The sequence below is a fragment of the Flammeovirga sp. OC4 genome, assembly GCF_000812565.1.
GTDB lineage: Bacteria > Bacteroidota > Bacteroidia > Cytophagales > Flammeovirgaceae > Flammeovirga.
The window spans coordinates 41,347-68,097 of the sequence record NZ_JTAM01000002.1; the positions used below are offsets into that span (position 1 = coordinate 41,347).

23 protein-coding genes and 1 pseudogene are annotated in these 26,751 nt (G+C 33.8%); 16 read left to right on the forward strand and 8 right to left on the reverse strand.

Annotation, left to right across the window (positions count from 1 at the left end; translation table 11 throughout):
- The gene (locus PL77_RS01840; RefSeq protein ID WP_044201123.1) at positions 1-732 is read right to left on the reverse strand and encodes an ABC transporter permease; all 732 of its coding nucleotides are present in this window, start codon (positions 730-732) and stop codon (positions 1-3) included.
- A 244-nt stretch (positions 733-976) separates the two neighbouring features.
- On the opposite strand from PL77_RS01840, the gene PL77_RS01845 reads away from it, so the two are divergent.
- The 3 genes from PL77_RS01845 to PL77_RS01855 all read left to right on the forward strand — a co-directional run bounded on the left by PL77_RS01845 (position 977) and on the right by PL77_RS01855 (position 3,363).
- Positions 977-1,825, forward strand: coding sequence for an AraC family transcriptional regulator (locus PL77_RS01845; RefSeq protein WP_044201125.1), 849 nt, complete (start codon positions 977-979; stop codon positions 1,823-1,825).
- Positions 1,826-1,926: 101 nt separating this feature from the next.
- On the forward strand, positions 1,927-2,505 hold the full coding sequence (locus PL77_RS01850) for an SRPBCC family protein (RefSeq protein ID WP_044201126.1): 579 nt from the start codon (positions 1,927-1,929) through the stop codon (positions 2,503-2,505).
- 9 nt (positions 2,506-2,514) lie between these two features.
- On the forward strand, positions 2,515-3,363 hold the full coding sequence (locus PL77_RS01855) for an AraC family transcriptional regulator (protein WP_044201128.1): 849 nt from the start codon (positions 2,515-2,517) through the stop codon (positions 3,361-3,363).
- A 295-nt stretch (positions 3,364-3,658) separates the two neighbouring features.
- On the opposite strand, the gene PL77_RS01860 is transcribed toward PL77_RS01855, so the two are convergent.
- Positions 3,659-4,636 carry a calcium/sodium antiporter gene (locus PL77_RS01860; protein WP_044201130.1) on the reverse strand — a complete coding sequence of 326 codons (978 nt, stop codon included), beginning with the start codon at positions 4,634-4,636 and terminating at the stop codon, positions 3,659-3,661.
- Positions 4,637-4,957: 321 nt separating this feature from the next.
- Between PL77_RS01860 and PL77_RS01865 the strand changes: the two genes are divergently transcribed.
- The 3 genes from PL77_RS01865 to PL77_RS01875 all read left to right on the forward strand — a co-directional run bounded on the left by PL77_RS01865 (position 4,958) and on the right by PL77_RS01875 (position 8,463).
- Entirely contained in the window at positions 4,958-5,344 is a 387-nt protein-coding gene (locus tag PL77_RS01865) for a hypothetical protein (protein ID WP_044201132.1), read from the forward strand.
- 293 nt (positions 5,345-5,637) lie between these two features.
- The gene (locus tag PL77_RS01870) at positions 5,638-6,762 is read left to right on the forward strand and encodes a hypothetical protein (protein WP_156152210.1); all 1,125 of its coding nucleotides are present in this window, start codon (positions 5,638-5,640) and stop codon (positions 6,760-6,762) included.
- Between the two features lie 405 nt (positions 6,763-7,167).
- A complete protein-coding gene (locus PL77_RS01875; RefSeq protein WP_044201136.1) occupies positions 7,168-8,463 on the forward strand; it encodes a C45 family autoproteolytic acyltransferase/hydolase in 1,296 nt (431 codons plus the stop codon).
- A 494-nt stretch (positions 8,464-8,957) separates the two neighbouring features.
- On the opposite strand, the gene upp is transcribed toward PL77_RS01875, so the two are convergent.
- The 4 genes from upp to PL77_RS01895 all read right to left on the reverse strand — a co-directional run bounded on the left by upp (position 8,958) and on the right by PL77_RS01895 (position 12,884).
- Entirely contained in the window at positions 8,958-9,611 is a 654-nt protein-coding gene (gene upp, locus PL77_RS01880; RefSeq protein ID WP_044201137.1) for a uracil phosphoribosyltransferase, read from the reverse strand.
- A gap of 421 nt (positions 9,612-10,032) precedes the next feature.
- Positions 10,033-10,284: a hypothetical protein gene (locus PL77_RS01885; RefSeq protein ID WP_044201139.1), complete on the reverse strand. Its 252-nt coding sequence runs from the start codon at positions 10,282-10,284 to the stop codon at positions 10,033-10,035.
- Positions 10,285-10,308: 24 nt separating this feature from the next.
- Positions 10,309-10,833: a redoxin domain-containing protein gene (locus PL77_RS01890; RefSeq protein WP_044201141.1), complete on the reverse strand. Its 525-nt coding sequence runs from the start codon at positions 10,831-10,833 to the stop codon at positions 10,309-10,311.
- Complete coding sequence (locus PL77_RS01895; RefSeq protein ID WP_052444096.1) at positions 10,833-12,884, reverse strand: mechanosensitive ion channel family protein; 2,052 nt, start codon at positions 12,882-12,884, stop codon at positions 10,833-10,835. The genes PL77_RS01890 and PL77_RS01895 overlap by 1 nt, the downstream gene beginning before the upstream one ends.
- 58 nt (positions 12,885-12,942) lie before the next feature.
- Here PL77_RS01895 and PL77_RS01900 point away from each other — a divergent pair, with 58 nt between their 5' ends.
- The 7 genes from PL77_RS01900 to PL77_RS01930 all read left to right on the forward strand — a co-directional run bounded on the left by PL77_RS01900 (position 12,943) and on the right by PL77_RS01930 (position 19,332).
- A complete protein-coding gene (locus PL77_RS01900; RefSeq protein WP_044201143.1) occupies positions 12,943-13,914 on the forward strand; it encodes a glycosyltransferase in 972 nt (323 codons plus the stop codon).
- 77 nt (positions 13,915-13,991) lie between these two features.
- The gene (locus tag PL77_RS01905; protein WP_044201144.1) at positions 13,992-14,735 is read left to right on the forward strand and encodes a tetratricopeptide repeat protein; all 744 of its coding nucleotides are present in this window, start codon (positions 13,992-13,994) and stop codon (positions 14,733-14,735) included.
- An 8-nt stretch (positions 14,736-14,743) separates the two neighbouring features.
- Positions 14,744-16,099, forward strand: a complete 1,356-nt coding sequence (locus tag PL77_RS01910; protein ID WP_044201145.1) for a sigma-54 dependent transcriptional regulator — start codon at positions 14,744-14,746, stop codon at positions 16,097-16,099.
- Positions 16,100-16,191: 92 nt separating this feature from the next.
- Complete coding sequence (locus PL77_RS01915) at positions 16,192-16,539, forward strand: Hpt domain-containing protein (protein ID WP_044201148.1); 348 nt, start codon at positions 16,192-16,194, stop codon at positions 16,537-16,539.
- A 329-nt stretch (positions 16,540-16,868) separates the two neighbouring features.
- Positions 16,869-18,251 (forward strand): MATE family efflux transporter, encoded by a 1,383-nt coding sequence (locus PL77_RS01920; protein WP_044201151.1) that lies wholly within the window; start codon positions 16,869-16,871, stop codon positions 18,249-18,251.
- Positions 18,252-18,335: 84 nt separating this feature from the next.
- Positions 18,336-18,851, forward strand: coding sequence for a hypothetical protein (locus PL77_RS01925; protein WP_044201153.1), 516 nt, complete (start codon positions 18,336-18,338; stop codon positions 18,849-18,851).
- 34 nt (positions 18,852-18,885) lie between these two features.
- On the forward strand, positions 18,886-19,332 hold the full coding sequence (locus PL77_RS01930; RefSeq protein WP_052444097.1) for a DinB family protein: 447 nt from the start codon (positions 18,886-18,888) through the stop codon (positions 19,330-19,332).
- A 53-nt stretch (positions 19,333-19,385) separates the two neighbouring features.
- Here the strand turns inward: PL77_RS01930 and PL77_RS31295 are convergent, their stop codons facing one another.
- Together PL77_RS31295 and PL77_RS01940 are read right to left on the reverse strand one after the other, a co-directional pair.
- Positions 19,386-20,309, reverse strand: coding sequence for a DUF4178 domain-containing protein (locus PL77_RS31295; protein WP_063768987.1), 924 nt, complete (start codon positions 20,307-20,309; stop codon positions 19,386-19,388).
- 325 nt (positions 20,310-20,634) lie between these two features.
- A complete protein-coding gene (locus PL77_RS01940; RefSeq protein WP_253273950.1) occupies positions 20,635-22,089 on the reverse strand; it encodes a hypothetical protein in 1,455 nt (484 codons plus the stop codon).
- Positions 22,090-22,406: 317 nt separating this feature from the next.
- Here PL77_RS01940 and PL77_RS01945 point away from each other — a divergent pair, with 317 nt between their 5' ends.
- The 3 genes and pseudogenes from PL77_RS01945 (at position 22,407) to recJ (ending at position 26,726) form a co-directional block, all read left to right on the forward strand.
- On the forward strand, positions 22,407-23,561 hold the full coding sequence (locus PL77_RS01945; protein WP_082026355.1) for a 2-isopropylmalate synthase: 1,155 nt from the start codon (positions 22,407-22,409) through the stop codon (positions 23,559-23,561).
- Between the two features lie 1,097 nt (positions 23,562-24,658).
- Positions 24,659-24,901, forward strand: a pseudogene (locus tag PL77_RS01950) (DUF423 domain-containing protein); the annotation flags it as partial.
- A gap of 127 nt (positions 24,902-25,028) precedes the next feature.
- On the forward strand, positions 25,029-26,726 hold the full coding sequence (gene recJ, locus PL77_RS01955; protein ID WP_044201157.1) for a single-stranded-DNA-specific exonuclease RecJ: 1,698 nt from the start codon (positions 25,029-25,031) through the stop codon (positions 26,724-26,726).
- Positions 26,727-26,751 lie beyond the last annotated feature (25 nt).

Below are 26,751 nucleotides of genomic sequence, written 5' to 3' on the forward strand. Positions count from 1 at the left end.
CTACGAAAGTAAAGTGTCTGCTAGAATAAAGTCTGCTGCAAGTATAGCAATACATGAAGCTGTTACCGCATCAGTACTTGCCTTACCTACTTCCAAAGCTCCACCTTTCACATTGTAGCCTTTGAAAGCAGAAATAGAAGTGACGATAAAACCGAAAACAAATGCTTTGATAATGGCAAAAGGTACCTCAAAAGAAACAAATGTATTTTGAATACCATATATATAATCTTCCGTAGGAGATAAGTTGCCGAAAATTGTAGCGAGATATCCACCCCAAATACCCAATGCCGCTGACAAAATTGCTAACAAAGGAAGCATAGCCATGCCTGCAATAATTTTAGGGAGCACCAAGTAAGAAGCTGAATTAATACCCATCACTTCTAAAGCATCAATCTGCTCAGTGATACGCATAGTACCAATTCCACCGGCAATCTGCGAACCTACCTTACCAGCAAATACAATAGCTGATAATGTGGGTGCCATCTCCAAAATCATCATTTCTCTTGTCGCTAAGCCAATAATGTACTTTGGTAATAATGGACTAACAATATTGTAAGCCATTTGTAATGCAATTACTGCTCCCACAAAAAGAGAGACGAAGCCTACTAAAAAGAGGGAATTGATACCGATGTTGATACACTCCTGAAAAAATAAACGAACGTAAGTGGTAAGAGGCTCCCTGTTGGAGAACATCTTTTTCAAAAAGAGAATATATTCGCCTAAGCGTCTCATGTGATTAGTCTTATTTCTAAAAAAAATTAGAAACCTTATATCAGATTTCCACCCTACAAAGATAAAGATCTTCTTGTCATTACATATTTTTTTAGCATTAACTAAAGAGCAATTTCGGTTTATTTGTTCATTTTCATAAAAATTAATTAATTAGGTTGTTAATCATTCACTATTTTGAGGATAGATTCGCAATTTTTTAAATGAAAATATACTTCGCTCAGAAGTTAAACACCTTACTTATTTTATGTCATCTTTTGATCTTACTCATTTTGAACTTCTAGATAAACCTATTTTTGGAAAAGCTGTTTTTGAACCTCCATTTAAAGCTAATTCGTCTTTTGTAGATGAAGCACGTTTTGTATTTATCATCAAAGGGAAATCCAATTTATATGTACCCAACGATACGCTTTCTTTGGAAACATCAGATTGCTTTCTGATGAAATGTGACAACTTTGTCAACGTTTGGAAGAAAAATGAAGATGAGGATAAAAGTCAGGTCATGGTGATGCATTTTTATCCAGATGTATTGAAGCATATTTATGATAATAATATTCCAGAAGTTTTTAAATCTTCTGATGTAAAACCTCATGGTCCTGTTGCGAAGTTGAAGACCAATGAAATGTTGGTAAATTATATGAAAAGCTTGGAGTTTTATTTTCAAAATCCTTCTTTGATGAATGATGAATTAATCAAATTAAAAGTAAGAGAATTGATTCAAGTCATGCTGAATTCAGACCATACCGGTGTGATCAAAAATATGTTTAGTGATCTGTTCAAAGCCAATGCTTATGATTTTAAAGAGATCATCCATGCTCATCTTTATGAAGATCTAAGTTTACAAGATTTGGCCTTTTTTACAGGGCTTAGTTTGTCTACTTTTAAAAGAAAATTCAAAACAGTTTTCAATACCAGCCCAACACAATATATCAAGTCAAAAAGATTGGAAAAAGCCATTAGTTTACTTCAAACTACTGATCAACGTATCTCCGAAATTGCTTATGATTGCGGTTTCAATGATATTGGTTACTTCTCCAAACTCTTCAAGTCTACTTATCAGGTTTCTCCTTCTGACTATAAAAAGTCATTGGTCTAATTTTCCAAATCATTGAACTTTTTGTCGCTATAAACCATTCATAGACCCGCCATATTTGTAATGTCAACAAAAACAATTATAGCTTTTAAATACATTACACTATGAAAAATACGGTCTATTTTACATTCTATTTTTTACTACTTTCAGCGAGTCTTTTTGCTCAAAAGAAAACACAGTTCATTTCGGTAGAACGAACGATTAAAGCGCCAGCAGCAGCGGTTTGGAAAGTAGTTGGAGAAGAATTTGGTGAAATTCATAAATCACATCCTCTTGTCGTTAGTTCTAGTTATACAAACGATCAACACCAAGGTTGTGAAGGTGCAGAAAGAGTTTGTAATCTTAATTTAGACGGATCAAAATATGTCAAAGAAACACAGGTAGATTATGATCCTGAAAATTACTCTTTTAAGGTGCAAATCACTACTACACAAGGGATCCCATTAGTACCAGAGTACTCTTATGCTACTTATAAAGTAGTTCCGCTTGATGCCAATACAAGTAAGTTAGTTTTTGAATTTAACTATAGAACTAAACCTGCATTTATGGGAGGTCTAGCCAAAGGGAAATTCAGAAAACAATTGAGTAATTATATGTTGGCCGTGGAGCATTATGTCACAACAGGCGAAGAAATTAATGCGGATAATTTTGATGAAATCAAGAAACAATACGAAACGAGATAAGGTTTTTCTATGAGTCTTTTAAGTTATGATCATTTTCAGTTAAATGGGAAACCTGTCTTTGAAAAAGCAAGTTTTAAACCTCCATTAAAAAAGGACGCAACTATGAATAATGAAGCTTGCTTTATACATGTACTTCATGGAAAAGCAATGCTTTATGCAACCAATGAGCAATACACTTTTACTTCTTCAGACAGCTTTTTGATGAAATGCGGTAACTATGTTAATCATTGGGTGGAGCAACAAGAAGAACAACCTTATGAGGCTATTCTGATTCATTTTTACCCAGATACTTTAAAATATGTCTATGATGAGGGATTGCCCGAAGTGTTGAAATATCCTAGAAAAGTGAGCCAGAATGTGGAGAAAATTCCATTAGATGAAATGATCACAACTTATATTGATAGCCTTTTATTTTATTTCAAAAATCCATCAATGGTCAATGAGGAATTAATAAAATTGAAAGTCAAAGAGTTGGTTTTATTGCTTTCCAATGCCAAAGAAGGTAATAATGTCAAAGCATTATTGAGTTCATTATTTCAACCAGAGGAAACGCAATTCAAGAAAATTATCCATAGCCATTTATATGAAGATTTATCAATAGAAGACATTGCAATTCTGACCGGTTTAAGCTTGTCCACTTTTAAAAGGAAGTTTAGACAGACTTTTGATGAAAGTCCTAAGCAGTACATCAACAAAAAGCGGATTCAAAAAGCATCGGAGCTATTAATTCAAACCAACCATAGAATCTCTGAAATTTGTTATGATTGTGGGTTTAATGATGTGGGATATTTCTCTAAAGTATTCCATCAACATTATGGTTTTTCCCCGTCAAGTTTCAGAAAAAAAGAAATGATTTAAAGCGAGCGAAACACAGTTTGTAATTAGTTAATAGGAGAGAACACAATAGTATTATTAGAGAATACAGAATATTTATTGAGAAAGTAAAAAACTTCTACTTTTTGAGTAGAAGTTTTTTGTCTTAAGTACAAAGTCAAAAATAAATTATAGTTAATTCTAATTTATTTTTGTGAGTACAACGCTAAAAAACGTATGAATAGTGGTTCTATTGAAAGTTTTTTGAAGGAAGTAATCGCAAAATGATAAATGGAATTAGTATTAGATAATTTTGAATTTGTACTGAGTACTTATTTCCTTAGAAGATAGTGTAGATGTAATAGCAATATGCACTGAGTAGCAACATACCTTCATATCGGTTTAAATCCCTTCCTAAAACCATTAAAGGAATAGTAAGAAGTGTAATTCCCAGCATCCAAACCATATCATAACTATGCATAACTTCACTGACATTAATAGGAATGACCATACTGGTAATCCCTAAAATAGAAAGAACATTAAAGATATTTGACCCCATCAAGTTTCCTAATGCAAGATCAGTCTCTTTCTTAAAAGCCGCCACTGATGAGGTGACTAATTCAGGTAAACTTGTTCCAAGTGCTAACACCAAAATCCCTACAATTCTTTCATTTAAACCCAATTGTTCCAAACAAATAGATTTGGCCCCATCGATAAACCATTCTGCTCCAAATTTTAAAGCGACGATGCCCGTAACCAAAAATGCAATATCTTTCATCCAAAGTGAGGTTGAACTTTTCCCTTTTTCACTTTCATCCAATTGAAATTCTTCATTTGTAGTTTTTTGAAGCTCAATGTCTGATTTAGTTCTTTTAAAAAGGACAAACAGATAAATGATTAATAAGCCAAAAAATACACCTCCTTCTGTTGAAGAAATTACATTGTCAAAAGTGAGTAAGAATAGCAGCAATGATGCTCCCATAGCCACAGGCCAATCGAACTTAAGAGTAGTGTCACTTACTTTAATAGGATAAATGATTGCTGTAATACCTAACACCATTCCGAGGTTACAAATATTTGAACCCACCACATTTCCTATAGCCAGGTCGGCATTTCCTGATAAGGCGGAATGTAAACTAATAAAAAGTTCTGGGGCAGAAGTACCAAAGGCAACAATAGTAAGGCCTACAATGATGGCTGGTATTTTTAAACGTAATGCAATGTTTGTCGCACCATTTACAAGAAATTCACCTCCACCAATTAAGACAATAAGACCACCAATAAGTTCTAGGATATTAATTATTAGTTTATTTTCCATAATAATTACTGCGTGTATAGCACTTCAGACTATTAAAAATAATTTAAGTTGAGACGTTGGCTCAAAAGATAGACTATTAAAAAATAAGATAGGTGCTTATCAAAATGAATGTACGATAGTCGTAAAAAATTTTGATTCTTGCACTTATCAAGTAATATACGACAACATTTCATAATGTAGTGCTGCGTTCCTTTATTTAAAATGTATTTTCAATCACAATTATTGTCTTTACTCTCATAAATATGAGGTAGTGAACAGCTTTTTATCTTTTGTAGGTGATTACAATTTAGTATTTTCGTGTTGCATTAATCATAGAAAAGTATGGCCAGTAAAAATAAAGGAAGTTTAAAAAATCAATCTTCGTCTATTCGTGTCAATAAAGAATTGCATGATGAATACAAAAAGACGATGCGAGGACACGAACAGTCTATACCAGATAATTATGACTTGTTGATGATCAGTACAATTCTACAAGAAATTCCGGAGTTTGAAGGAGGTTTTGAAGAGACAAAATTGATGAAATTTAGTCGTATTGTATTAAATCTTGCCCAAGAAAATGAGCATTACGATTATGTTTCGGCACTTGAATTAATGAAGAGTCAAAGAGGGAAAGATATCTTTGATATGTGCACTACAATGGCTAAACTAAGTGGAAAGCCATTTAATGAGGTGATTCCAGTGATTGTATCCCAAATTGAGAAAAAATAAATCAACTTTTTTAATTACATAAAGAGTACAGTCACTCACTAATTTTTACAAACCCAATCATCATCATAACAGCATTACTTGTAGAAGCCTTTTTTTGAAGGCTTTTTTTTATGTCCAAAATCTACTATTACTAAAGTAAGTTAAAATAATATTTTGATGTAACTTTTTTAATTTTATAAGCGTTACAAAAGTTTATAAAATGAAACACAAAATATTCATTTTAATAACTACATAATGTGTAAAGTAAAATTCTTTACACAATTCAAACATTATTAATCAATTCAAATAGAACAATGAAAAAAGTATTACTAATCTTACCCCTAGTTTTCTCAATGTTATTCTCATGCAGTAAAAGCAATGATGAAGTTCCGACTCCACCAATGGAAGCTCGCAATGTGGAGGTGACTTTGCTTCAAGAAAATGTGACCCCAATGAGTGGAGGCCGAAAAGCTACGGACGGAGTGATCCTCAAAGGATATACATTAGTCCTCAAGGATGAGCAACGTGAGTTTGTTATCGATAGTGTAGATATTCCTAATTTTCAACACACATTTGAGCAAGTATATGGAGCATTTACAGTATCAGTGGTTCACCCTAGTTCCTGCAAGGAAACAGTAATCTATAACTATTACTTATCGGGTGAAGAAAAAGGAACATCTGCTGATAAGAAAGTGAAATTAACTTTGGCCAATCATGATTATGCGTATATCACTGCAAGATCTGTTCAAGACGAAGTGACGGGCGGTAATATCAATGGGGTAGAGATGAAGGTGATGTCAGAAAGCGAGAAAAACTCCTTTTTTGCTTATGTAGTAGCTGGTAAGCAATGTAAATTGACAGTAAATACCACTCGTGGAGATATACCCAAAATGATAAAACCTACGGCTAATTTACAATATACCTACTTTGTGGATTTTGATACTAAAGTGCTTATCAACTACGCTTTAGGTTTTGATACAGAAGTGGAACCGGAAAAGATTCACCCTCCAGTAGTTCCATTAACTCAGGTGTATGGTTATGAAGATATTGCTATTGGTGAAGTAGGAGAGTTAAGAGGTCAATCATCACAAGCTGTCTATGCTTGGCAAGTAAATAAAGGTGGTAAAAGATTAGATGCTTATTCTTTTGATATCAACGTAGCGACATCTTCAGCTAACTCTTTCATGAATGTTTATGTTGAACATCAAGACGGAGGTTATGAAAGACTTACTTATTTCACTGAAGGAGTCAATAAAGGAAAATGGTCCGTTGCAGGTGAGGTATTGGACCATACAACAGTGATGAGTGAATATGGTAGTCATATTGTGCGTAATGATTACTTTGAGTTTCCATTAGGTATGGTCAATTTTGTCTGGAGAAGCGGTGATTCGAATGCAAATGGAGGAACATTTGAAATCAGCACTTTTGATGTAGACTAAAACAAACTAAAATATTTTTACATGTAAAAAGAGTTTCAAAATGATATATAATGAAACACTAAAGTAGCCATTTTGAATATTTATTTAATTAATTGGTTTTTCATGAATATCCTTCTCTTCAATAATAGTATATAAGCTACTACCAATTCTATTGCTGTTCAGATCGCTAAACTTTGACAATAATAAATGATTTAACAGACTAAAATCGATATGAAAAATAAAATTACGACAACAATTCTTTATCTCATTTTTGCCACTTCCATGACCATTTTATTGGGTTCACTTTCATCATGTTCTCAGAATAAAAAAAGTGTGGAAGCAAGATCAAGTGAAATAGAGCAAAGGATAAACAACCAATATTTATCGCAACAAATAATAAAATAAACCAGAAAATAATTAAGAGTTATGAAAGAGATCAATATAATAAGATTAAAGGTGATTGCTGTTTTGGTAGCATGGTTGAGTATTATGATGTTGACATTAAATGTGTCAGTGGCAGGAATACCTCCTGTTTACTATCAAATTGAGCTCAATGAAAGTTCTAATTACTATGTGATTGAGGCAGAAGGTTCACATTATACCGTTGGCTACGAACACGGTAAAAAGTTTAAAAAAGAAATTCGTTATATGCTGAACCGTTTCAAGTATGAATTAGTGGAACCTATGATGATGAGTGTGGGGTTAGCTCCTAATTATGAAAACTATAAAAGTTTTTGCCTTCATAAGACCGGTATGCTTGAAGCCATTCAAAAATACACACCTCAATTACATGACGAAGTAAAAGGTATGGCAGAAGGCAGTGATTTACCTTTGGAGGATCTACTTTGTTTTAATATCTCCTTTGATGAGCTTTTTGCAGTAATGGAAGAAATGAGTGGCAAAAACCCAGCACTTGTTGAAGGAAATAATTTGAGTGGTCATTGTAGTGCAGGGGCAGTGTGGAACGATAATAAAGCTTCAGTCTGTTACTCATTGGATTGGGCTAGAATGTTCGAAGGTGCTCAATGTTTAATGAAATACAATGTTGATGGAGAGGTTTTACTCTTGACGGGGTATGTGGGTACCGTTGGAATCCAAGGTGTACATCTTGAAAATGGCTTTTCATTAAATGCACATTCAAAGTTTGACTTAAGAGCCAATATCGATGAAGGTCTTCCTTCTGTATTTTTTGCAAGATCAATACTAGAAAGTAAAAGTAAGGAAGAGGCATGTACTAAAATCGAACAATTACCAATTGCTGTAGGGATAGGTTATGTACTGACAGATCACTCAGGAGCTACAATTTATGAATTGAGTGGTAAGAAAAAAGTGAAGGTCCAAAACGAACATAATTTTTTAGCCATCAGTAATGACATTAGAGCAAATGATGATTTGAAAGCATCTGTCAAAGCACATTTTAACATCAAAAAGGTCAATGTCAAAAAGTTGCCAAAAGCATACTGGAAAAATAATGAAGACTCAAATACAAGGTATACAATGATTTCGAATTACCTAAAAGGTAAAACATTGGAGCAAGTGAAGTGGGAGGACGTGTTTGGTCAATACCCAGTGAGTAAAGCAGTATCAAAAGAAATTCCAGTGACCAACTTATGGATTATTGTAGATTTTGATAGTGAGTTTATAAATATAAAAACAGCACCTTCTCACCCTGGTGGATTGCCATTGGAAGAGTATCGGGTAAAGTATAAGAACATTCTGTAGTGATGGATTGGATTCACTTTTAATAGACCAAATCTATGGTCTTTACCCAATGAAGGGGCAGGCCCTAGGGTCTGCCCAAATACAATCACTGTATTATTTCAATAAATAAATATTAAACTAAATTATCGTCAATTTTTAATCGGACTCTGTAAGCATTTATAGGGGCAACTTTCAAGCTTCTATCCTCTTTGTTTTAGGCTTGAAGCAAAAAGAAGCAAAAAAAATCAAGGCTTAGAAGTCATAAAGCTAAATTCCATTTCTCTCGCCTCAATGATTCTAAACTCGCTAAAGCTCAAACAAGAAAATCATTTTTAACGGTTCAATTCATGAAATTCTTAACGCTTTTCCCTTCAAGGCCGAGGGAGAGTACTACCAAACTAAAATGATAGAAAGCTCACTGGTGCGAATGTTAAGCGTTTGCGTCATTCATGTCTTTTAAAAAAAGCCGTTGAATTGATCAATTCAACGGCTTCATTTTATATTCTAACTAGAAATTACAATTTCTCTCCGAAACATAAATCACCAGCATCACCAAGACCTGGAATAATATATGACTTTGCATTCAATTCAGGGTCAACAGCAGCAAGCCATAAAGAGGCTGGTACTTTGATATTGTCTTGAATGTATTTTACACCTTCTTCACTAGCTATAGCAGCCATGATGTGTACATGTTTGGGAGTACCATTTTTCAACAACCCTTCCAAAGCAAGTAATAATGACTTACCTGTAGCAAGCATTGGATCTGCTAAGATCACGACTTTTCCATCTAAATTACCCGAGGCAACGTATTCCATATTGATTTCTACGTCATTTCCTGGAGCATTAGATCTGTAAGAAGCTACAAAACCACTGTCTGCGTGGTCGAAAACGTTCAGTACACCTTGGTACATTGGTAAACCTGCTCTTAAGATAGTGGTTACAACAAGTTGGTCAGTGATAGTTCTTGAAGGAGAAACACCAAGTGGCGTAGGCACATCAATATCTTTATATTCTAATGTCTTACTGATTTCATAACTCAATAACTCTCCAAGTCTTTCAAGGTTTCTTCTGAAGCGAGCTCTATCTGTTTGAACAGACGGATCTCTCAATTCATTGATATAATTTGAAGCAACGTTGGCCTCTTTATTCAAAATAAATAAGTTTGACATTGTATCTATGTATATGGTAAGTATCAGATTTACTCAGTGATATGAGCCATCTTTCTAATATATCAGAAATCTAGGTATCTTTTCGTGGAAATCGTAAATTTTTAGGTGAATACCTTTTAATAATGAAAAAAATACACTGTTTTTTGAGCGCATTTAAAAAAATTAAGAAAGTTTATTAAACAAAAAAGCAAACATCATATGATATTTGCCTTTTCCAACCAATTCAATTATTTAAACTTTATCTTTACGCTTACACCTTTATAAGGTATCCGCGGTTTATATCTCTTTTGCACTAGATAATGCCAATTTAAAGCCCAAATATGTAAAGTATTAATTATCAGTCAATTATATATAAATTGAAGATTTTTGATTTGTGCGTAAATGAACACTTTTCTAGCGAAGTGTACGATTTACGTTCGTTTTAGTCCAATAATTTATGATTTTGATCACCTGAACTTTTTAAAGTCCTATGAATATCATAATCTGGCTCTGTAACTATTGTTTCAATATTCTCTAAACGCTGTTTTAATTGAAAGTTTTCTTTTTTTATACTTTCAAGATCTTTCAATATTCTATTGGTTTCACTTTTACTTCTATTCCCTTTGGTTAGTAATGCGACAATTGGCACTGAAAATGCTCCAATTATTGCAACTAAGGCTATAATTGCTCCCATGATTTAATAAAAATTAATTTAATACTAGTTTATTTTTAATACGCTTGCGCCAGCTAAGAGTTTCTCAATACCTTCATTTTTTGCTGGACTTGGAAGATGATCGCCAAGTAAGCTGCCATCTTTTGAGAGTATATAATAAGAAGTAATTTCTGTTTCATCAAAATGAGATGATAAAAAACAATCTTTACACCCTTTACTCATAGAGGGAATATAATAAAATTCTCCTTTAAGCCCTTTATTGGCCGCAAAAGTTTTCCAACGCTCTGGAAGATCCCCAACTATATACATAAATTCGACATCCTTAGATGAAAACAATCGTTGTAATTCTTTGACTTTATTGAGGTCATTGTTAAAATCTAAATCCCAAGATGCTGTAACAATGATAAGTACCACTTTACCATGTAAGTCTTTTTTTGAAATACTCCCATAGTCGTACCTTTTCAAATGAAAATCAACTGTTTTTTTATAAGGAACTTGACTGTAAGAAAAAGTCTTAAAGCCACCTATAAAAAGTAAAATAAGGATTGTATTTAGTATTAAATCACGCATTACATAAATCCGAATGGTTTATTGGAAGACTTTTTCTTTGAAGAAGGTTTCGTTTTGGTATTTTCCATCATATAATCCAATCCTGATGGAGGCATTGCAAACTCCACATCCAAATCATTGGCGATTTTTATGACACTTCGAATGATTTCATGTCTAAAGTGAAGTTCATCACTCCAAGTAGGAGCTTCGAAGAAAATGTAAAATAAAATATCATAAGAGTAGAGTCCTATATTGTTGAGGTTGACCACAAAAAAGTCCTTACGAGTATGAGGATGGTTTCTGATTACTTCCTTTAGCCTTTCAACAAATTCATCCAATTGATCTGGCTTAGTTTCATAACTTACTCTCAAATAGGTTTTATATCTTCTAAAGACCCTCATACCCATATTATCGATTGTGAAATCTGCCATTCTACTGTTCGGAATTGAGACAACAGAGTTTTCAAAGGTTCTAATTCTAGTTGAACGAAGACCAATTTGTTCTACAGAGCCACTTACACCATCTGTTTTTACCCAATCACCAATCACGAAAGGTCTATCCATAAAGATCATGATTGAACCAAATAAGTTTTTAATGGTATCTTGAGCGGCTAAGGCTACAGCAACACCACCAATTGACAAACCAGTCAGTAAGCCCGAAATATCATATCCTAATGCACTTACAGTGAAAACTAATCCGATAAGAATTACCAATAATTTGGCGGTCATGCCAAAGAAAGGAGCAAAACCTCTTTGAATTTGATCATCTCTTTCGTTCGCTTTTCTCAACCAAAGTTGCACCCACAAGTCAATCATATTGTAGAAAAAGCGTATCACTTGGTAGATACTATAGACCTTTAGAGCAATGATCACATATTGTAACTCTTGGATTGTAAGTTCCAAACTCGGAGAAATGAGTCGGTAATAATAGAGGATAACAATCATCATCCCCGACTTGATCATATTTTGAGTGTACCTACTTTCGTCTTTTGATTTAGGTATCCAGGAAACGACCCACATGATGGCCGATGAAATGAGCATTACGGCAAGCCAAGCAGCAATAATCATTGCCACCATACTTGTAATTTGCCACAATTCTAATCCCATTATTTCTTCTCTGGCATAGTTTCCTAACGGCTTACGAAGTATACTGCCTACTGTTTCTAACCCTTCTTTACCAATAGGGAAAACTTGTCGGTGCTTGTTTTCGATCAGTTCAATACTAGACTCAGAAAACATCCATTTTCCTTTGAAGTTTTCAAGGTAAAAATCAGGAAGCTGTTTATCGAGTACGTAAATTTCTTTATTATGACGAGTAGAATCCCTGTAATTGGGTTCTTCAGGGATATCTTCAATTTCAATCCAAAGCCCAAGTCCATCATATATTTGTTTTAATTGTATGGCTAGAGTAATACGTTCTTCAAGTGATAGGTCTACACTCTCAAATACTTTCGCTGCAATTTCAGGGTGGTAGTTATTATCTTGTTGAAAACCAAAGAAAGTAGTTACAGCATCTTTTGGTGTACTGATGTTGAACTTGATATTTGGTTTTTGAACAATTGGCGTTTCTTTTTTAGGCGAAGGCTTACGAATAGTAATTTCTTTTCCCGTTGAGTCTTTTGACGTAACATCTACGCTGTCCGGTTTGTCATTTTGTGGTCTTCGGGGAGGAATTGCGGCAGGGTAATATCTTCTAAATACAATATTAATTTCTCTGACGGACTTAGGGGAATAAAGCCAGCTAGAGCCTTCTTTGATTAAATAAATCTCTGGAATGTCTTCAAAAATGGTATAAATCTGATCACCATCTTCGTTTTTATAATTCCTTCTATTAGAGATATCACTAAGGTCTAACTCTCCATGTTTATCATAGATTTGTTTTAATTTTATGGCTAACCCTATTTTTTGTTCAATAGTATAATCATCACCACCAAGTGTTTTGGCTGCCACCTCAGGGTTATATGCTCCTGACGAGGGACTTAAATACCCTAAATGAGAAACAATTGTTTTGTAGGGGGACTTCGTACTGAATTTTAAATTATTAAATTGAGCATTCGAAACAGTGGAAAACATGAGGAATATAATTCCTAAGACGATCGAACAACTATAAGACTTTTTGAATACCATATATATGCAGAATACCCCTTTAGTTACTATTATATGTTTGAGTTTTAATCACGCACCCTTTATTGAAGATGCATTAGCATCTATTGCTCATCAAACTTATCAAAATATTGAAACGATAATTATTGATGATGGAAGTACGGATCAATCTGTAAATAAAATTACTACTTCATTACAAAAATACAATCTTCAAGCAAAATTTATTGCTTTACCACAAAACATTGGGAATTGTAAAGCCTTTAATATTGGATTAATAGAAGCGAAGGGGAAATATATTATTGATTTTGCGGCAGATGATCTTCTTCTTAAGGATAGAGTGAAAGACGATGTATCGGTATTAGAAACAAAAGAGAAAAGTTATGGAGCGGTATTTTCGGATGTAGTGTCCATTAATGAACAGGGACAGCTATTGACCTCATCCTATTTTAAAAGAAACTCAGACGGTGTGCTATTGGAAGAAGTGAAAGAAGGTGATGTATATGAGAGAATATTAAGAAATCCACCCTTGTTTGGAGCACCCAGTATCACATTTAGAACTTCAACCTTGAAGGAACTTGGTGGGTATGATGAGACGCTTGCTTATGAGGATTATGATATTTGGATCAGGTTATCAAGAAATCATCAATTTGCTTTTTATGACAAAGTCAATACCTATAAGCGAAAGGTCAAGTCATCACTTTCTCAAAATTTTTATAAAAGAAGGGGAAATGAACTCTTAAAATCCACTTTTAAAATTTGTCTAAAGGCTCGTCAATTGAATCAAAATAAAGCCGAAGATCAGTCACTTTCAAAATCAATAGCTTATCATCAGAGGTTAGCGTATTACACTGAAAATTTTTATCGCTCAAAAACCTATTTTTTCTTATTACGAAAAATGAAAAATCCCACATTTCAGGATTATGTGTTTTTTTACTTTTCAAAAATGAGATTAAAAGTATTCCCTATTTATCAGTACTATTTGAAGTACATCCAGCGATAAATTTGATTTGCTTATCAACTTTATGAAATAACTCATGTAAGCTAAATCATATTGAGATTTATTTTTACTTTTGTGGAATGAAAACCAAACAAATAAACCTACTTTTCGCCATCCTTACTTTTTTTGTGATAGGGTGTGGACCAAGTTCATCAGAACTTACTAATCAAGGAAAACAAAAACTTGCAGCTGGTAAATTCAAAGAGGCCGTTTCGTTATTTGATGCCGCTATAAAAGAAGATGCTAATAATATGGATGCCTACAATGCAAGAGGTTATGCACATATGTCTTTAGAAGAATACAGCAAGGCCAATGATGATTTTACGTTAGCAATTGAATTATACAAACAGACCGAGGCCGATGTTCCAGATGCTTACAAATACTTTTATAATAGAGGAAATGTCAGACGAATGACAAGAGATCCCGAAGGAGCCATTAATGATTACACTCAAGCTATTCAGTTAGATTCAACAATTTATGACATCTATTTGAATAGAGCATTTGTAAATGTAGAGGTTGTTGGTCTAGCTTCAGCATTAAAAGATTTCAAAAAAGCGGAAGTATTATCGAAAGGTCAAGATAAAAGAGTATTTTTACATCAGGCCAGAGTGTTAATGTTAACAGAGCGTTTTGAAGATGCTATATTAAATTTTGACAAAGCTATTGCATTAGATGATAAATATGCTGAAGCCTACTATTATAAAGCTTTAGCAATAAGTGGTACAACTGGAAAAGCAGACGAACGAGTATGTAAAATGCTTTCAATGGCCGAAGCACTTGGATATGCTCAAGCAACCGCAGCACTACAGAAATACTGCGAATAAATGACTATATGAATTCACCTGAACTAAAAATATTTGCTTTAGAGGATAATGCCGTTTTTTCTAAAATGCTTCATTATATCCTCTCAATGGATGATGATCATGACGTAAAAATGTTTATCAACGGAAGAGACCTTCTCTACGCTTTGGATGAAAACCCATCAGTGATTACTGTCGACTATTCTTTACCGGATATGACAGGAGAGGAGGTGATTCTAAAAATTAAAGCAAAATTACCTCAGGTGCCAATTATTGTTATTTCTGGTCAAAACGATATTCAGACGGCGGTAAGTCTTTTTAAATTAGGTGTTTATGATTACATCACTAAAGAAGAAGACATTAGAGAACGACTACTGAATGCTTTAAATAAAATCAAAACGAAGCAGTCTTTAGAAGAAGAAGTTCAAACACTACGTCAGGAACTTTCTAACAAATATGAATTTGATAATTCTATTATTGGTAATAGTACACCAATGAAGAAAGTTTTTCAGATGCTCCATAAAACCAAAAATAACAATATCACTGTTTCTATTACAGGTGAAACAGGAACGGGTAAGGAAGTGATTGCAAAAGCGATCCATTATAATTCAAATAGAAAAAATAAACCCTTTGTGGCAGTCAATATTGCGGCCATTCCAACTTCATTATTGGAGAGTGAATTATTTGGGCATGAAAAAGGCTCATTTACAGGAGCAATTGCTAAAAGGGTAGGAAAGTTTGAAGAAGCCAATGGAGGAACCATCTTCCTCGATGAAATTGGCGAAATGGATATAAACCTACAAGCCAAATTACTGAGAGTAATTCAGGAAAGAGAGGTAGTGCGTATTGGTGGCAATAAGGTGTTGAAATTGGATGTGAGAATTATTACAGCCACGCACCGTGACCTTTCACTTCGTATGAATGAAAAACTATTCCGCGAAGACCTCTATTATAGGTTGTTGGGCTTACCAATACATTTACCTCCGTTGAGAGAAAGAGAAAATGACGTGATTTTGATTGCAAAGTTTCTTGCAGATCAGTTTACAAAGGCAAATGGTATGCAAAAGCTTACATTTACAAAAGAAGCCAAAGAGAAATTACTCAATTATCATTTTCCTGGAAACATCAGAGAATTGAAAGCAATAGTGGAGCTTTCTGCGGTTATGTGTGATCATGATATTATATCAGACACTGATATTCAGTTCTCTTCATCACAAGATATAAACACTTTATTGAACAAAGACCTTACATTAAAGGAGTATACTTTCGAAATTATTCGTAGCTTTATGGATCGATATCATGATAATGTTGCTACCGTAGCAAAAAAGTTAGATATCGGTAAAGTAACCATCTATCGTTATTTAAAAGAGATGGATACCAATAGCTAAAATTCAATCGATAATTGAACTACTTTTATAACTAATCTTCATAAATGTAATTTTTGTAGATTAATGCTAATTAGTGTGTTTATTTAAAAATCATGGAAAATTCTAGAGTAGATTTGTCATACCTTGAGACATTTTCAGGTGGAGACAAAATACTGATAGCAGAGATGATGGAACGTTTTGTACTTGATGCCCCTAGTCAACTCAGTAGTGTCGAGGACAGTATCGACCAAGAAGACTGGAAGTCTGCGTATAAAAACCTTCATAACTTCAAGTCTACTCTTAACTTCATTGCTATTCAGGAGATCAAAGATCAAGTATTGGTGATGGAGAAGATTGCAAAAGAAGAGACATCTGTGAGTACATTAAAAGAGAAGTACAAAATACTTTTTAACGAGTGCAAGCTATTAGTTGAAGAAATTAAAGAAACTTTATCACAGTAAAACTAATTCCTCCCTTTTATTCTTACATTAGAGTAGAAGGGATTTTTGTTTTAATAAATCTTATCAAAAGGTGTGCTTTATTATAGTTTGTGATATATTTGCCTTCCGAAAAAATAGAAGTGTGTAAATTGTTTAAATTTCTCTTAATCAGAGAAATCATACATGCTTTGAATATAGATTTTCTAAACAACGACTTTATTATCTTGTGGAATGCTAGTTAAGTTTTTCACCTTAAAGCCCAGCTGTTCAGCTGCCAAAATAACTAAGCAGGAGAGGTAATAAAGGGGAAGGTCTCGTCTGTTTCAATTCAATTTTTAAAAATTAAGAAAATGCAATTGAAAAGACATTGGAAGGAATACAACCCTCTATTCTCAACAATTTTAAAACTCGGTTGGCCTGTAATTTTAGCCCAAGTAGGTCAAATCTCTGTAGGATTAGTAGACAACATGATCATTGGTCAACTTGGTAGAACACCATTGGCGGCAGCATCGTTTTCGAACACTATCTTCAACTTAGTCCTACTTTTTGGTATGGGCTTTACCTTTATTCTAACCCCCAAAATTGGGGAGGCAATAGGACTTAACAATTATAAGAAGGCAACGAGCGCACTCAAAAACAGTTTTATGGCTAATGGAATATTGTCATTGCTATTGCTGGTATTATTAGTAGTGCTCTATTTCTATATGCCCTATATGGGACAGCCTGAAACAATTATTGCCTCATCTCAAGCTTATTTGATCATTTTGATGATCTCTTTGATTCCACAGATGATTTTCTTGACTTTCAAACAACTCTTTGAAGGAATTGGAGACACTAAGATGGGGATGAAAATTACCTTAGTGGGTAATGTAGTAAACATTATTGGCGACTTTATTTTTGTCTTTGGTTTATTTGGAGCACCAAAAATGGGATTGATAGGAGCTGGTGTAGGAACGCTTTTAGCAAGACTTACAATGGCAGGAGGTGCAATTTATGTTTTTTATGCTTACGAGAAATACAACGCTTTTGCCTCACTGTTCAATGAAGTAAAATGCACACTGCAAGAGGTGAAGGAGTTTTTTACAAATGGTGTTCCTATGGCTTTTCAACTATTGATGGAAAGTGCAGCTTTTTCCATTTCTACAATCATGATGGGATGGATTTCGGAAGTAGGATTAGCCGCTCATCAAGTAGCCATAAGTTTGAGTACACTTGGGTTTATGGTATATCAAGGAATCGGAGCAGCAACAGGTATACTGGTAAGCCAAAGTTTCGGTAAAAGAGATTTTAAAGAGGTGAAAAAAGTGACTTATGCCTCGCTAATTATTGTGGTATTGATGTCTTTTGGAGCCGTGATATTTTTCCTTACAGGAAGATCTTGGATGCCGCATTTATTTACAGATGATCAAGAAGTAATACAATTTGCACAGTTATTTATGATTTGGCTGGCCTCTTATCAGACCTTTGACGCCATAGAAATTGCCTACGCTGGAGCATGTAGAGGATTGCACGATTTTAAAGTACCGATGTGGTTTATCTTCTCTTCTTACTTTATCATCGCAATTCCTTTTTCTTATATGTGTGCATTCCATTGGGGACAAGGTGAGCAAGGTATTTGGATGGGGTTCCCATTAGGATTAGGTATTATATGTTTATTCTTTGTAAAAAGATTCAGCCACAGACTCAAAAAAGTGGAAGAACAACATATTCCTTTTGAAAGAAAAATTGCTTAAAGATATTGAGGTCTGAAATGAAAGTTTCAGGCCTTTTTTGTAATCTGTTTTTTTATCTTTGTGAGTATAGGTAAACTATTAGTTATGGATTTCTATTTTAAACTTAAACATTGGCAAGTATTTTCTATTCAAGTTATTGGATTAGTACTATTGTATGTGTCATTTTCAGACCCTTTTCTGACTAAAGTTGTTCATTCTGTTTCTTTTCTTTTGATTCATCTTTGGGTAATTATTATTGGTTTAGAAACAAATAACTATGTTTCCGAGGCGGAGGAAAAAAGTAATGCCTTTTTTCTTATAAATGTTATGTTGGTTATTGGCGTTTATATCTTTTTGATAATGTCTGGAATTAATAATGTCACCTTGACTGGATGGTATGCATTAATAGGTTTTTATTTCATTTTTGCATTTCTTCAAATTTATATTTTTGGAGCAAATTCTTTAAATAGACTCTATAGATCCGCAGGTAGAAAAGAAGTAGAATCTTCAATATCATTATTTTTTATGTTACTATTTTGGCCTGTAGGAATTTGGGCCATTCAACCAAAACTTAATAGAGTTGTTGAAAAAATAGAATTGAAAGAAAGTGAGGAAGCTTAATTTTTTTAATTCTAGGGATAATCATTGACTAATTATGAAGAACATCACAACAAAACTGGAACAACTTGTTCACCAAGGTGTTGAATTTTTATCTAAAGCCTCAGTATTGGACTTGACAACAAAGACAAGTCCTGAGAAGTGGTCAAAAAAAGAAATTTTAGGTCATCTTATTGATTCGGGGGTGAATAACCTTCAGCGATTTACTGAAATTCAATTTGAAAATAAACCTTTCAAAATAGTAAGTTACAAGCAAGATGAGTTAGTAAAAGCAAATGATTATCAGAATGCCGATATTATGGAACTGCTTGCTTTTTGGAAAGCAATAAATAATAGGATTAAAATAATGATGGAAAAGCAGACTTCTGAAACATTGGCTTATCCTATTTTGCTTGGGAATGAAGAAGTAAAAGATTTAGAGTTTTTGATGAAAGATTATGTAGTGCATTTGGAACATCATCTTCATCAAATTATAGATAACTAGAACAAAAAATACCCTTGCAGTTTTGAAGAATTGCAAGGGTCTTTTTTTAGCTTCTAAATTTTATAAGGAAGAATATCTGTAATGTTATTTTCATCAATGACTTTTCCTTGGAAAGCTTTGAGTTTATTTCTGTACGATTCTATTTTAAGTGTAAGTGTACGATCTTCATTAAAGTAGTGCCATGTTTTCATGGATTCTCCCACAGGTTCTGAACTAGCTTTAGAAACCTTGAAAACTAACCCTTTTTCAACGTTATCTTTAAAGAATCGGTGTCCATTGAAGTAGAGTATATTGGCAGGGGTGCTTTGCACTCTAATTTTCTTTTCTAACTCTGGGTCGATTTGGAAAACATTCACGGCTTTACTCCAAAGTACTTTTTTGAAATAACCTTCGTTCGAATACCTCAGGAACTTTTCTTCTAAGTCATGCTGACAGATAAAGAAACGCTCAGAGTTTTTGTCTTCAAAATCTTGTTGATATTCATCTACAATCTGCCATGTTTTTCCATCAAGGTCAAACATAAAACCTTCTTTTAAGTGATCTAATGTAGGAAGCGTAGGATCAAACTCTGGTAGATTTAACGCCTTAGGTTTGATGCTTACTTTAGTTGGAGAGTACTTGTACTTTTTCTTCTTAATACCATACTTCAGGGCAATATCTCTAAATATTTCCTGTGCTACTTTCCGGTTGAATTGCTTCACTTCTGATGGAATTGTAAATAGTAATACAAGCCACCAAATACCAAAGCCACCTCCTGTAATCCAGAAAAGAAATTGCTCTAACCATTTTCCAACATAACCTAAGGATACATTGAGTGGAAAAAAATGCAATAAATACATAATCACTTTAGAACGCTTAAACTTCTTCATCTCCTGATAGAATTCATATTGAGCCTCTTCAGGCATATCTTTAAATTCTAGAATCATGGAGTAAGGAAGGTATTTTAGGTCTTTTTGTGATAAAATTAAATTTGACATCTAGTATTGTGTTTTGATAGTGATTTTTCCATGTATGTGTTCATAAGAATTAAGGTGTCACTTATTTGAAATGTATCTAACTTATTATTAGGTAATTAAACAAAAAAATGACTTAATGTAAAATGAAAATAATGGAAATGTAAGTTAATTGTATAAATAAACTAGACGTGAAAATGTTTCATGGAGTTTCATAATAGTACTACAAATGTACTTTGTGATGAAGATAAATAAAGGGTGATGTAATTTGAGTAAATATTCAGTGAGTGGATCACTAAAACTTCTCAAATCATATCACCCTTATTTTGTGCTTTGATATTAGCATAAATTAGGCAGGATAATCTTCACCGATTAGTATTCTGGCTTTATCCTGAATTACCTCTTGAACTGTCTTTTTCTCAATTTTTCCCTCTAGCCAAGAAATAATATCAAAATACATAAATGGATGTTTTTCGAATTGATCATTTTCCAAGGGCTTCAATAAGTCTTTTAATTCAATAAAAGCATTGGTTAGCTCATGATCATTCATATTTCGGGATAGCTTTTTCAAGAATTTCATAATATAAATCTGAAACTTGAAAAGGTTGTCTTTACGCAACATGAAACGATAAGTCGACTTTACATAATAATCAACCAAGTCAGTATTTCCCATTTCATAATGACAGATTAGATTGACGATTCGAGCATAAACGTGTACATCTTCACGCACATCCATTTCTAATGCGTCAGAATTAATAATTCTATTAAGCCACTTAGAGGATAGTCTAAAATCACTTGCTCCAAAATAAAGGCAGGCAATTTTGTAATATAAAATTAGTCTAGAGTGCTTGTTGAGCTTTTCAATAAAGAACTCGATGTTATTTAGAAGTAAATTGACTCTTTGAACACCCCCTGTAAAATCACCCAGCATAAACAAGCGGTTAAACTCATGTACGTAAGAGTATTTTAAAAGCTTCATTTTGATATTCTCACTCAATTCAATCTTATCGTTGGAGCGGATTTTTCTGAAGAGTGATTTGGTCTCATTGAACTCTTTATATTTATAGAGTTTGTATTGCCCTATTAATAAGTTGTTGATGGTTCTGATATAAACGTCTAATCGAGATGGGATCAGATCAGTATCATTATGAAAAATGTTAAGGCATTTTTGAGCATAATCATAGCCTTTTTCTACCTCATGTGTAAAATAGTAAAAGCCGATATATAGTTCATAAAGTGATAATTTCTCATTGATGGAAAACTTATCTTCATCAATAGAAAGGATATCATTGTTGACGAGGTCATTGACTTTCTTTAAATCCTTTTCACTTTTTACATAACCAACCTTAAGATAGAAGGCATTTAACTTTGCTGAAATGTTAGAGAACTTGTTGATTTGATTAATGCGATCGTTGGTATCTTGTACTTCTTGGATTAATTTATTTACCCTTCTTTGATTGTGTTTATCCAAAGTGTGCGTGAGTAAACTTTTTTCCCACCTTAGTATTTCCAAGAGTAACTCCAAGTGATCACTTTTCTGAGCTTTCTTTTTACTCTTTCTCAAAATATCCGCACACTGTTCATACAACCCTCTATTATATAATAGTTCAGCATGATCAATCATTTCTCTGATTTCGGCATCTTCCATTTTTGTTAGATGAAATTGCCTTAATGCTTGTAGAATTCTTTTGTAGAGATGCGCTTTTAAATTGGAGAACTGAATAGGTTTTAACTCAGGAGTGGAAGCTAATAATTGCTCCTCATCAAAAACATCTTGCTTGTCAATTAGTTCAAATAGAAGCATAAATTTTTTTGAAGAATTATTCTTCGATTCGTTAGAAACAAGTTTAAAATAACGCTTCTCACTTCTCGACATTGATTTAATTAACTGATATAAGTGATTTGATCTTTCCTTAGGCATCGTATTTATTATGATCTTTAATAACCTTACACATTGCCAAATTTACATTCTATTCACATAAATATTAAATTAAACATCGTAAAATGTATTTTTTTTTGTTTTTGATGCTTTTAATCACCCTTTACATTAGCAAAACAATACCAATAGAATTGTTTTAAAAATAGATTATAACAGACACCTTTCAAGAAGTGTTTAAGCCTATGAACGATAAAGTATTTATTTTCGACACAACGTTGCGAGACGGAGAACAGGTACCAGGGTGCCGTTTGAATACAGAGGAGAAGTTAGTTATTGCACGTGCTCTCGAAAATCTTGGCGTTGACATTATAGAGGCGGGTTTCCCAATTTCAAGTCCTGGTGACTTTGAAGCAGTTAATAGAATTGCGAAAGAAATTAGAAATGCGACAGTCTGTGGTCTTACTAGAGCGGTTAAAAAAGACATTGAGGTTGCAGCAGAAGCGTTAAAGCCTGCGGCAAAACCAAGAATTCATACAGGGATCGGGACATCTGATCAACATATCTTCACTAAATTGCGTTTGGACAGAGATCAAGTGATCGAAAGAGGCGTAGAGGCAGTGAAGTTGGCAAAAACTTTTGTAGAAGATGTTGAATTTTATGCAGAAGATGCAGGTAGAACAGATAATGTCTATTTAGCTCGAGTCGTAGAGGCTGTCATCGCAGCCGGGGCCACAGTGGTAAACATCCCAGATACTACAGGATATTGTATCCCAGAAGAATACGGAGCTAAAATCAAGTTCTTAAAAGAGAACGTAAAAAATATTGACAAAGCGATCATTTCTACACACTGTCACAATGACTTAGGAATGGCAACAGCCAATTCGTTAGCAGGTGTAAGTAATGGAGCAAGACAAATTGAGTGTACTGTAAACGGCATTGGCGAACGTGCAGGTAACACTTCAATGGAAGAGGTAGTGATGGCAATGCGTAAGCATAACATGTTGAACTTCGACACTGCTATTCACACTCAAAAGATTTATGAAATCAGCCGTTTGGTATCTAGTACTATGAACATGCCAGTTCAACCAAACAAAGCAATTGTAGGTGATAATGCATTCTCTCACTCATCAGGTATACACCAAGACGGTGTGATCAAGAGTAGAGATAACTATGAAATTATCGATCCTGCAGAAGTAGGCGTTTCAGAGTCTTCTATTGTATTGACTGCAAGAAGCGGTAGAGCGGCGTTATTCTATCGTTTACAGAAATTGGGTCATACTTTAGATCACGATGTTTTAGAGGAGGCTTACAAAGCGTTCTTGAAAAAAGCAGATACAGTACAAACTGTAGAAGACGAGCACCTAGAAGAATTGCTTCAAGTGCTTAAGGTTGCCTAATGGTAACTTATTAAAGAGAATTTATGTTTATATGTGTTTATATATGGTTAAAAACCATTTATGGTTAGTATGTGGTAAGTGCGGCTTCCGATTGGAGGCCGTTCTTTTTTTGTCTTGTGATTTTTAAGGTGATTATAGAAGGCTCATTTGATGGGCTTTTTTGTTTTAAAAATGTTAAAATAACACTTGTCTTATTACTGTACTTTTTCTTTGGCAGTACAGCTCAAAAACTGTCAACTCAAAAGAAATCTTCGATTATTTCTAACTTTTTATAAAATATTACTCTTTTTTTTAATTAAATGTGATAAGTGTTGTTGTGTTTTTTACAAATAAGTCAGATCATTTTACTAAAAGTTTAATACATATCTGTATTTAAGTCGTTATTTTTTAATATTAATAAAAACTGACTTTTAGCAGTTAAAAGTGTGGTCAAAAAAATACTTAAAAGGTGTTCATATCCCATAAATTGATCTTAAGAAACCTCCTACATTTGTAATGTACAAAAACAAAAAATATGTATTTCATTTCATACTAGATAGATTTATTGATAATAATAACAACAACAATCGGAATTAATTTAACAGTAATGTTCTCATACTTTTTGCCATGTAAATAGTTTGAAGCGTTTATTAAAAACGTGTTTTTATTCCAATTCAATTATTTATTAACTTATCATCAAAATTGTTCCAACATAAGTATTACCAATAATGACACTCTTCAAAATTTGAAGGGTGTCATTTTTTTTGCCTTTAAGGTTTAAAACTAAAATTCCCTACTTCATCCTTAAATTTTGAGTTCCTAACATGCACTTAATAAATTTCCAATTACATTTGTCTTAAGTACTATGTAGAATAAAAAAGTCTACAGGCTTTTTGAGATATTGGTCCAAGTCACGCTTTTAGCTCAAGATTTGAACCATTTTCAGTTTTTTATGAAAAACCCTTTTACATATCTATAAACCAACAAACAAAATGGAGAAAAGAATTATACAAATTGGAGCTATTTTTTGTGCACTTGCCGTTGCTATTGGAGCATTTGGAGCGCATGGATTAAAACCTACCTTAGAGCAATTTGGTAGAATATAGACATTTGAGACAGCAGTGAAATATCATTTTTATCACGGATTGGGCCTGCTTATTTTAGGTGCTTTAGCGAGTAAACTAGAAACGAGCTGGTTGAAATGGTCTGCTGTATTTATGGTGCTGGGTATCCTTATTTTCTCCGGAAGTTTATATATATTGTCATTGACAGGAATTACATGGTTAGGAGCTATTACTCCTATAGGAGGTGTGGCTTTTATTGCTGCTTGGGTTGCATTGGTTTTTGGGGTAAAAAAATAAAGGTGAATCATAGCTCCTCTATAACAGAAAAGTAGCGATCGCCCCTTGAATTGATCATCAATAAAAATAATTGGTTTGAAGTCGGTAGGTTGTAAATTAGTACTACCATCAAAAGAAGAAAGAAAAGATGAATAAGCAGTGGAAATTACTCCCTGAACCTAAAGAAGAATACGTCAAAGCTTTATTAAAGCAGCCCAATGTACCTAAAGTCATTGCTAGTTTATTGGCACAAAGAGGTGTACATACCATTTATAGTGCGCGTGACTATTTTCGACCAACCTTAGAAAAGTTACACGATCCGTTTCTAATGAAGGATATGGATGTGGCAGTAGCACGTCTTACGTTGGCGATTGAAAAAGGGGAACGTATTCTTTTTTACGGAGATTATGATGTAGATGGAACGAGTGCTGTTGCTTTATTTATGCATTTCTTTCAAGACTTTTACCCTAATATCGATTTCTATGTGCCTGATAAGTACACTGAGGGGTATGGTGTTTCATTAAGAGGCATTGAATATGCGGCGACAACCAATTGTCAATTGATTATTTCGTTAGATTGTGGTAGTTTGAATCATGAAGAGATTGCAGAGTCAGTCCATAGAAATATAGATTTTATAGTTTGTGATCATCATCAAGTAGGAGATGAATTACCCAAAGCTACAGCCGTTTTAAATCCTCAAAGAAGTGATTGTAACTATCCATTTAAAGGACTTTCAGGATGTGGAGTAGGCTTTAAATTGTTGCAAGGGTTTTGCCAGAAACATGGTATTGACCCAACACCATTATGGCAACACTTGGATTTGGTGGTATTGGGCACATCTTGTGATGTTGTCCCTATGTTGGATGAAAATCGAGTGTTGTGTAATCAAGGTATCCAATATTTAAGGAATACAGATAAAGAAGGTTTAAAGGCATTATTTACAGTATTAAACTTAACGCCCGCAGATCTGAAGTTACAAGATTTGGGTTATAATTTTGGTCCTTTGATTAATTCAGCGGGTAGAATTGCTCATGCTCAAATTGCGGCAGAGGTCTTATCGTCCAAAGACCCTAAAGAAGCTTTGGAGCAAGCCAAAGAGTTAGGACGTATCAATGATTTAAGAAAGAAGTATGATACCCAAAATACCAAAGAAGCATTAGAAATTGCAGAGGCAGAACAAAATCAAAGTGCTTTAGTTTTATACAATGAAAACTGGCACAAAGGAGTTTTAGGTATTGTTGCTTCCAGGTGTGCTGAGAAATTGGGGAAGCCCACCGTGGCTTTAACGCTATCAAGAGGAGAAGTGACAGGTTCGGCGAGAGGTATTGGTGATTTTGATATTCATGCCGTATTGTCTAACTGTCAGGATTTACTTTTGAAGTTTGGAGGTCATACCTCAGCGGCAGGTGTGTCATTAAAGGAGGAAAATTTGTCAGCTTTTAAACAAAAATTTGTGGCGGAAGTAGACAAATTTACGAATGGAAAGGAATTTGTATCGGAGGTAAAAGTAGATTTAAATGTAAATCTATCCGATCTAGATCTTACTACCGCCGGGATAATTGAGAAAATGAGGCCTTTTGGGCATGATAACCCTCCACCTGTTTTTCAAGCCAACAATGTTGTTGTTGACGGTACTCCAAGAGTGTTGAAAGACAAACACCTTAAGATGAAAATTAGCCAGGGAAAAGGAGAACAAAAATTTGACGCTATTGCTTTTAATCAGGTAGAACAGATAGAAGCATGTGTAGGAGGCAAATTAGATATACTTTTTAGATTGGAAATCAATGAGTTTAGAGGAAATAAAAATCTTCAACTCAATATTAAAGAAATTAAGCCGTCAGAATAGTTTTTTGAGGGTGAAGACTAAATAA

Excerpts from the sequence above, each read along its gene's own strand:
- PL77_RS31295 (WP_063768987.1), bottom strand. The coding sequence starts at position 20,309 with ATGTCAAATTTAATTTTATCACAAAAAGACCTAAAATACCTTCCTTAC.
- PL77_RS01855 (WP_044201128.1), top strand. The coding sequence starts at position 2,515 with ATGAGTCTTTTAAGTTATGATCATTTTCAGTTAAATGGGAAACCTGTC.
- PL77_RS01860 (WP_044201130.1), bottom strand. The coding sequence starts at position 4,636 with ATGGAAAATAAACTAATAATTAATATCCTAGAACTTATTGGTGGTCTT.
- PL77_RS01865 (WP_044201132.1), top strand. The coding sequence starts at position 4,958 with ATGGCCAGTAAAAATAAAGGAAGTTTAAAAAATCAATCTTCGTCTATT.
- PL77_RS01915 (WP_044201148.1), top strand. The coding sequence starts at position 16,192 with ATGGAAAATTCTAGAGTAGATTTGTCATACCTTGAGACATTTTCAGGT.
- PL77_RS01850 (WP_044201126.1), top strand. The coding sequence starts at position 1,927 with ATGAAAAATACGGTCTATTTTACATTCTATTTTTTACTACTTTCAGCG.
- PL77_RS01920 (WP_044201151.1), top strand. The coding sequence starts at position 16,869 with ATGCAATTGAAAAGACATTGGAAGGAATACAACCCTCTATTCTCAACA.
- recJ (WP_044201157.1), top strand. The coding sequence starts at position 25,029 with ATGAATAAGCAGTGGAAATTACTCCCTGAACCTAAAGAAGAATACGTC.
- PL77_RS01930 (WP_052444097.1), top strand. The coding sequence starts at position 18,886 with ATGAAGAACATCACAACAAAACTGGAACAACTTGTTCACCAAGGTGTT.
- PL77_RS01945 (WP_082026355.1), top strand. The coding sequence starts at position 22,407 with ATGAACGATAAAGTATTTATTTTCGACACAACGTTGCGAGACGGAGAA.
- PL77_RS01940 (WP_253273950.1), bottom strand. The coding sequence starts at position 22,089 with ATGCTTCTATTTGAACTAATTGACAAGCAAGATGTTTTTGATGAGGAG.
- PL77_RS01875 (WP_044201136.1), top strand. The coding sequence starts at position 7,168 with ATGAAAGAGATCAATATAATAAGATTAAAGGTGATTGCTGTTTTGGTA.
- upp (WP_044201137.1), bottom strand. The coding sequence starts at position 9,611 with ATGTCAAACTTATTTATTTTGAATAAAGAGGCCAACGTTGCTTCAAAT.
- PL77_RS01870 (WP_156152210.1), top strand. The coding sequence starts at position 5,638 with ATGAAAAAAGTATTACTAATCTTACCCCTAGTTTTCTCAATGTTATTC.
- PL77_RS01905 (WP_044201144.1), top strand. The coding sequence starts at position 13,992 with ATGAAAACCAAACAAATAAACCTACTTTTCGCCATCCTTACTTTTTTT.
- PL77_RS01895 (WP_052444096.1), bottom strand. The coding sequence starts at position 12,884 with ATGTTTTCCACTGTTTCGAATGCTCAATTTAATAATTTAAAATTCAGT.
- PL77_RS01885 (WP_044201139.1), bottom strand. The coding sequence starts at position 10,284 with ATGGGAGCAATTATAGCCTTAGTTGCAATAATTGGAGCATTTTCAGTG.
- PL77_RS01890 (WP_044201141.1), bottom strand. The coding sequence starts at position 10,833 with ATGCGTGATTTAATACTAAATACAATCCTTATTTTACTTTTTATAGGT.
- PL77_RS01845 (WP_044201125.1), top strand. The coding sequence starts at position 977 with ATGTCATCTTTTGATCTTACTCATTTTGAACTTCTAGATAAACCTATT.
- PL77_RS01925 (WP_044201153.1), top strand. The coding sequence starts at position 18,336 with ATGGATTTCTATTTTAAACTTAAACATTGGCAAGTATTTTCTATTCAA.
- PL77_RS01900 (WP_044201143.1), top strand. The coding sequence starts at position 12,943 with ATGCAGAATACCCCTTTAGTTACTATTATATGTTTGAGTTTTAATCAC.
- PL77_RS01840 (WP_044201123.1), bottom strand. The coding sequence starts at position 732 with ATGAGACGCTTAGGCGAATATATTCTCTTTTTGAAAAAGATGTTCTCC.
- PL77_RS01910 (WP_044201145.1), top strand. The coding sequence starts at position 14,744 with ATGAATTCACCTGAACTAAAAATATTTGCTTTAGAGGATAATGCCGTT.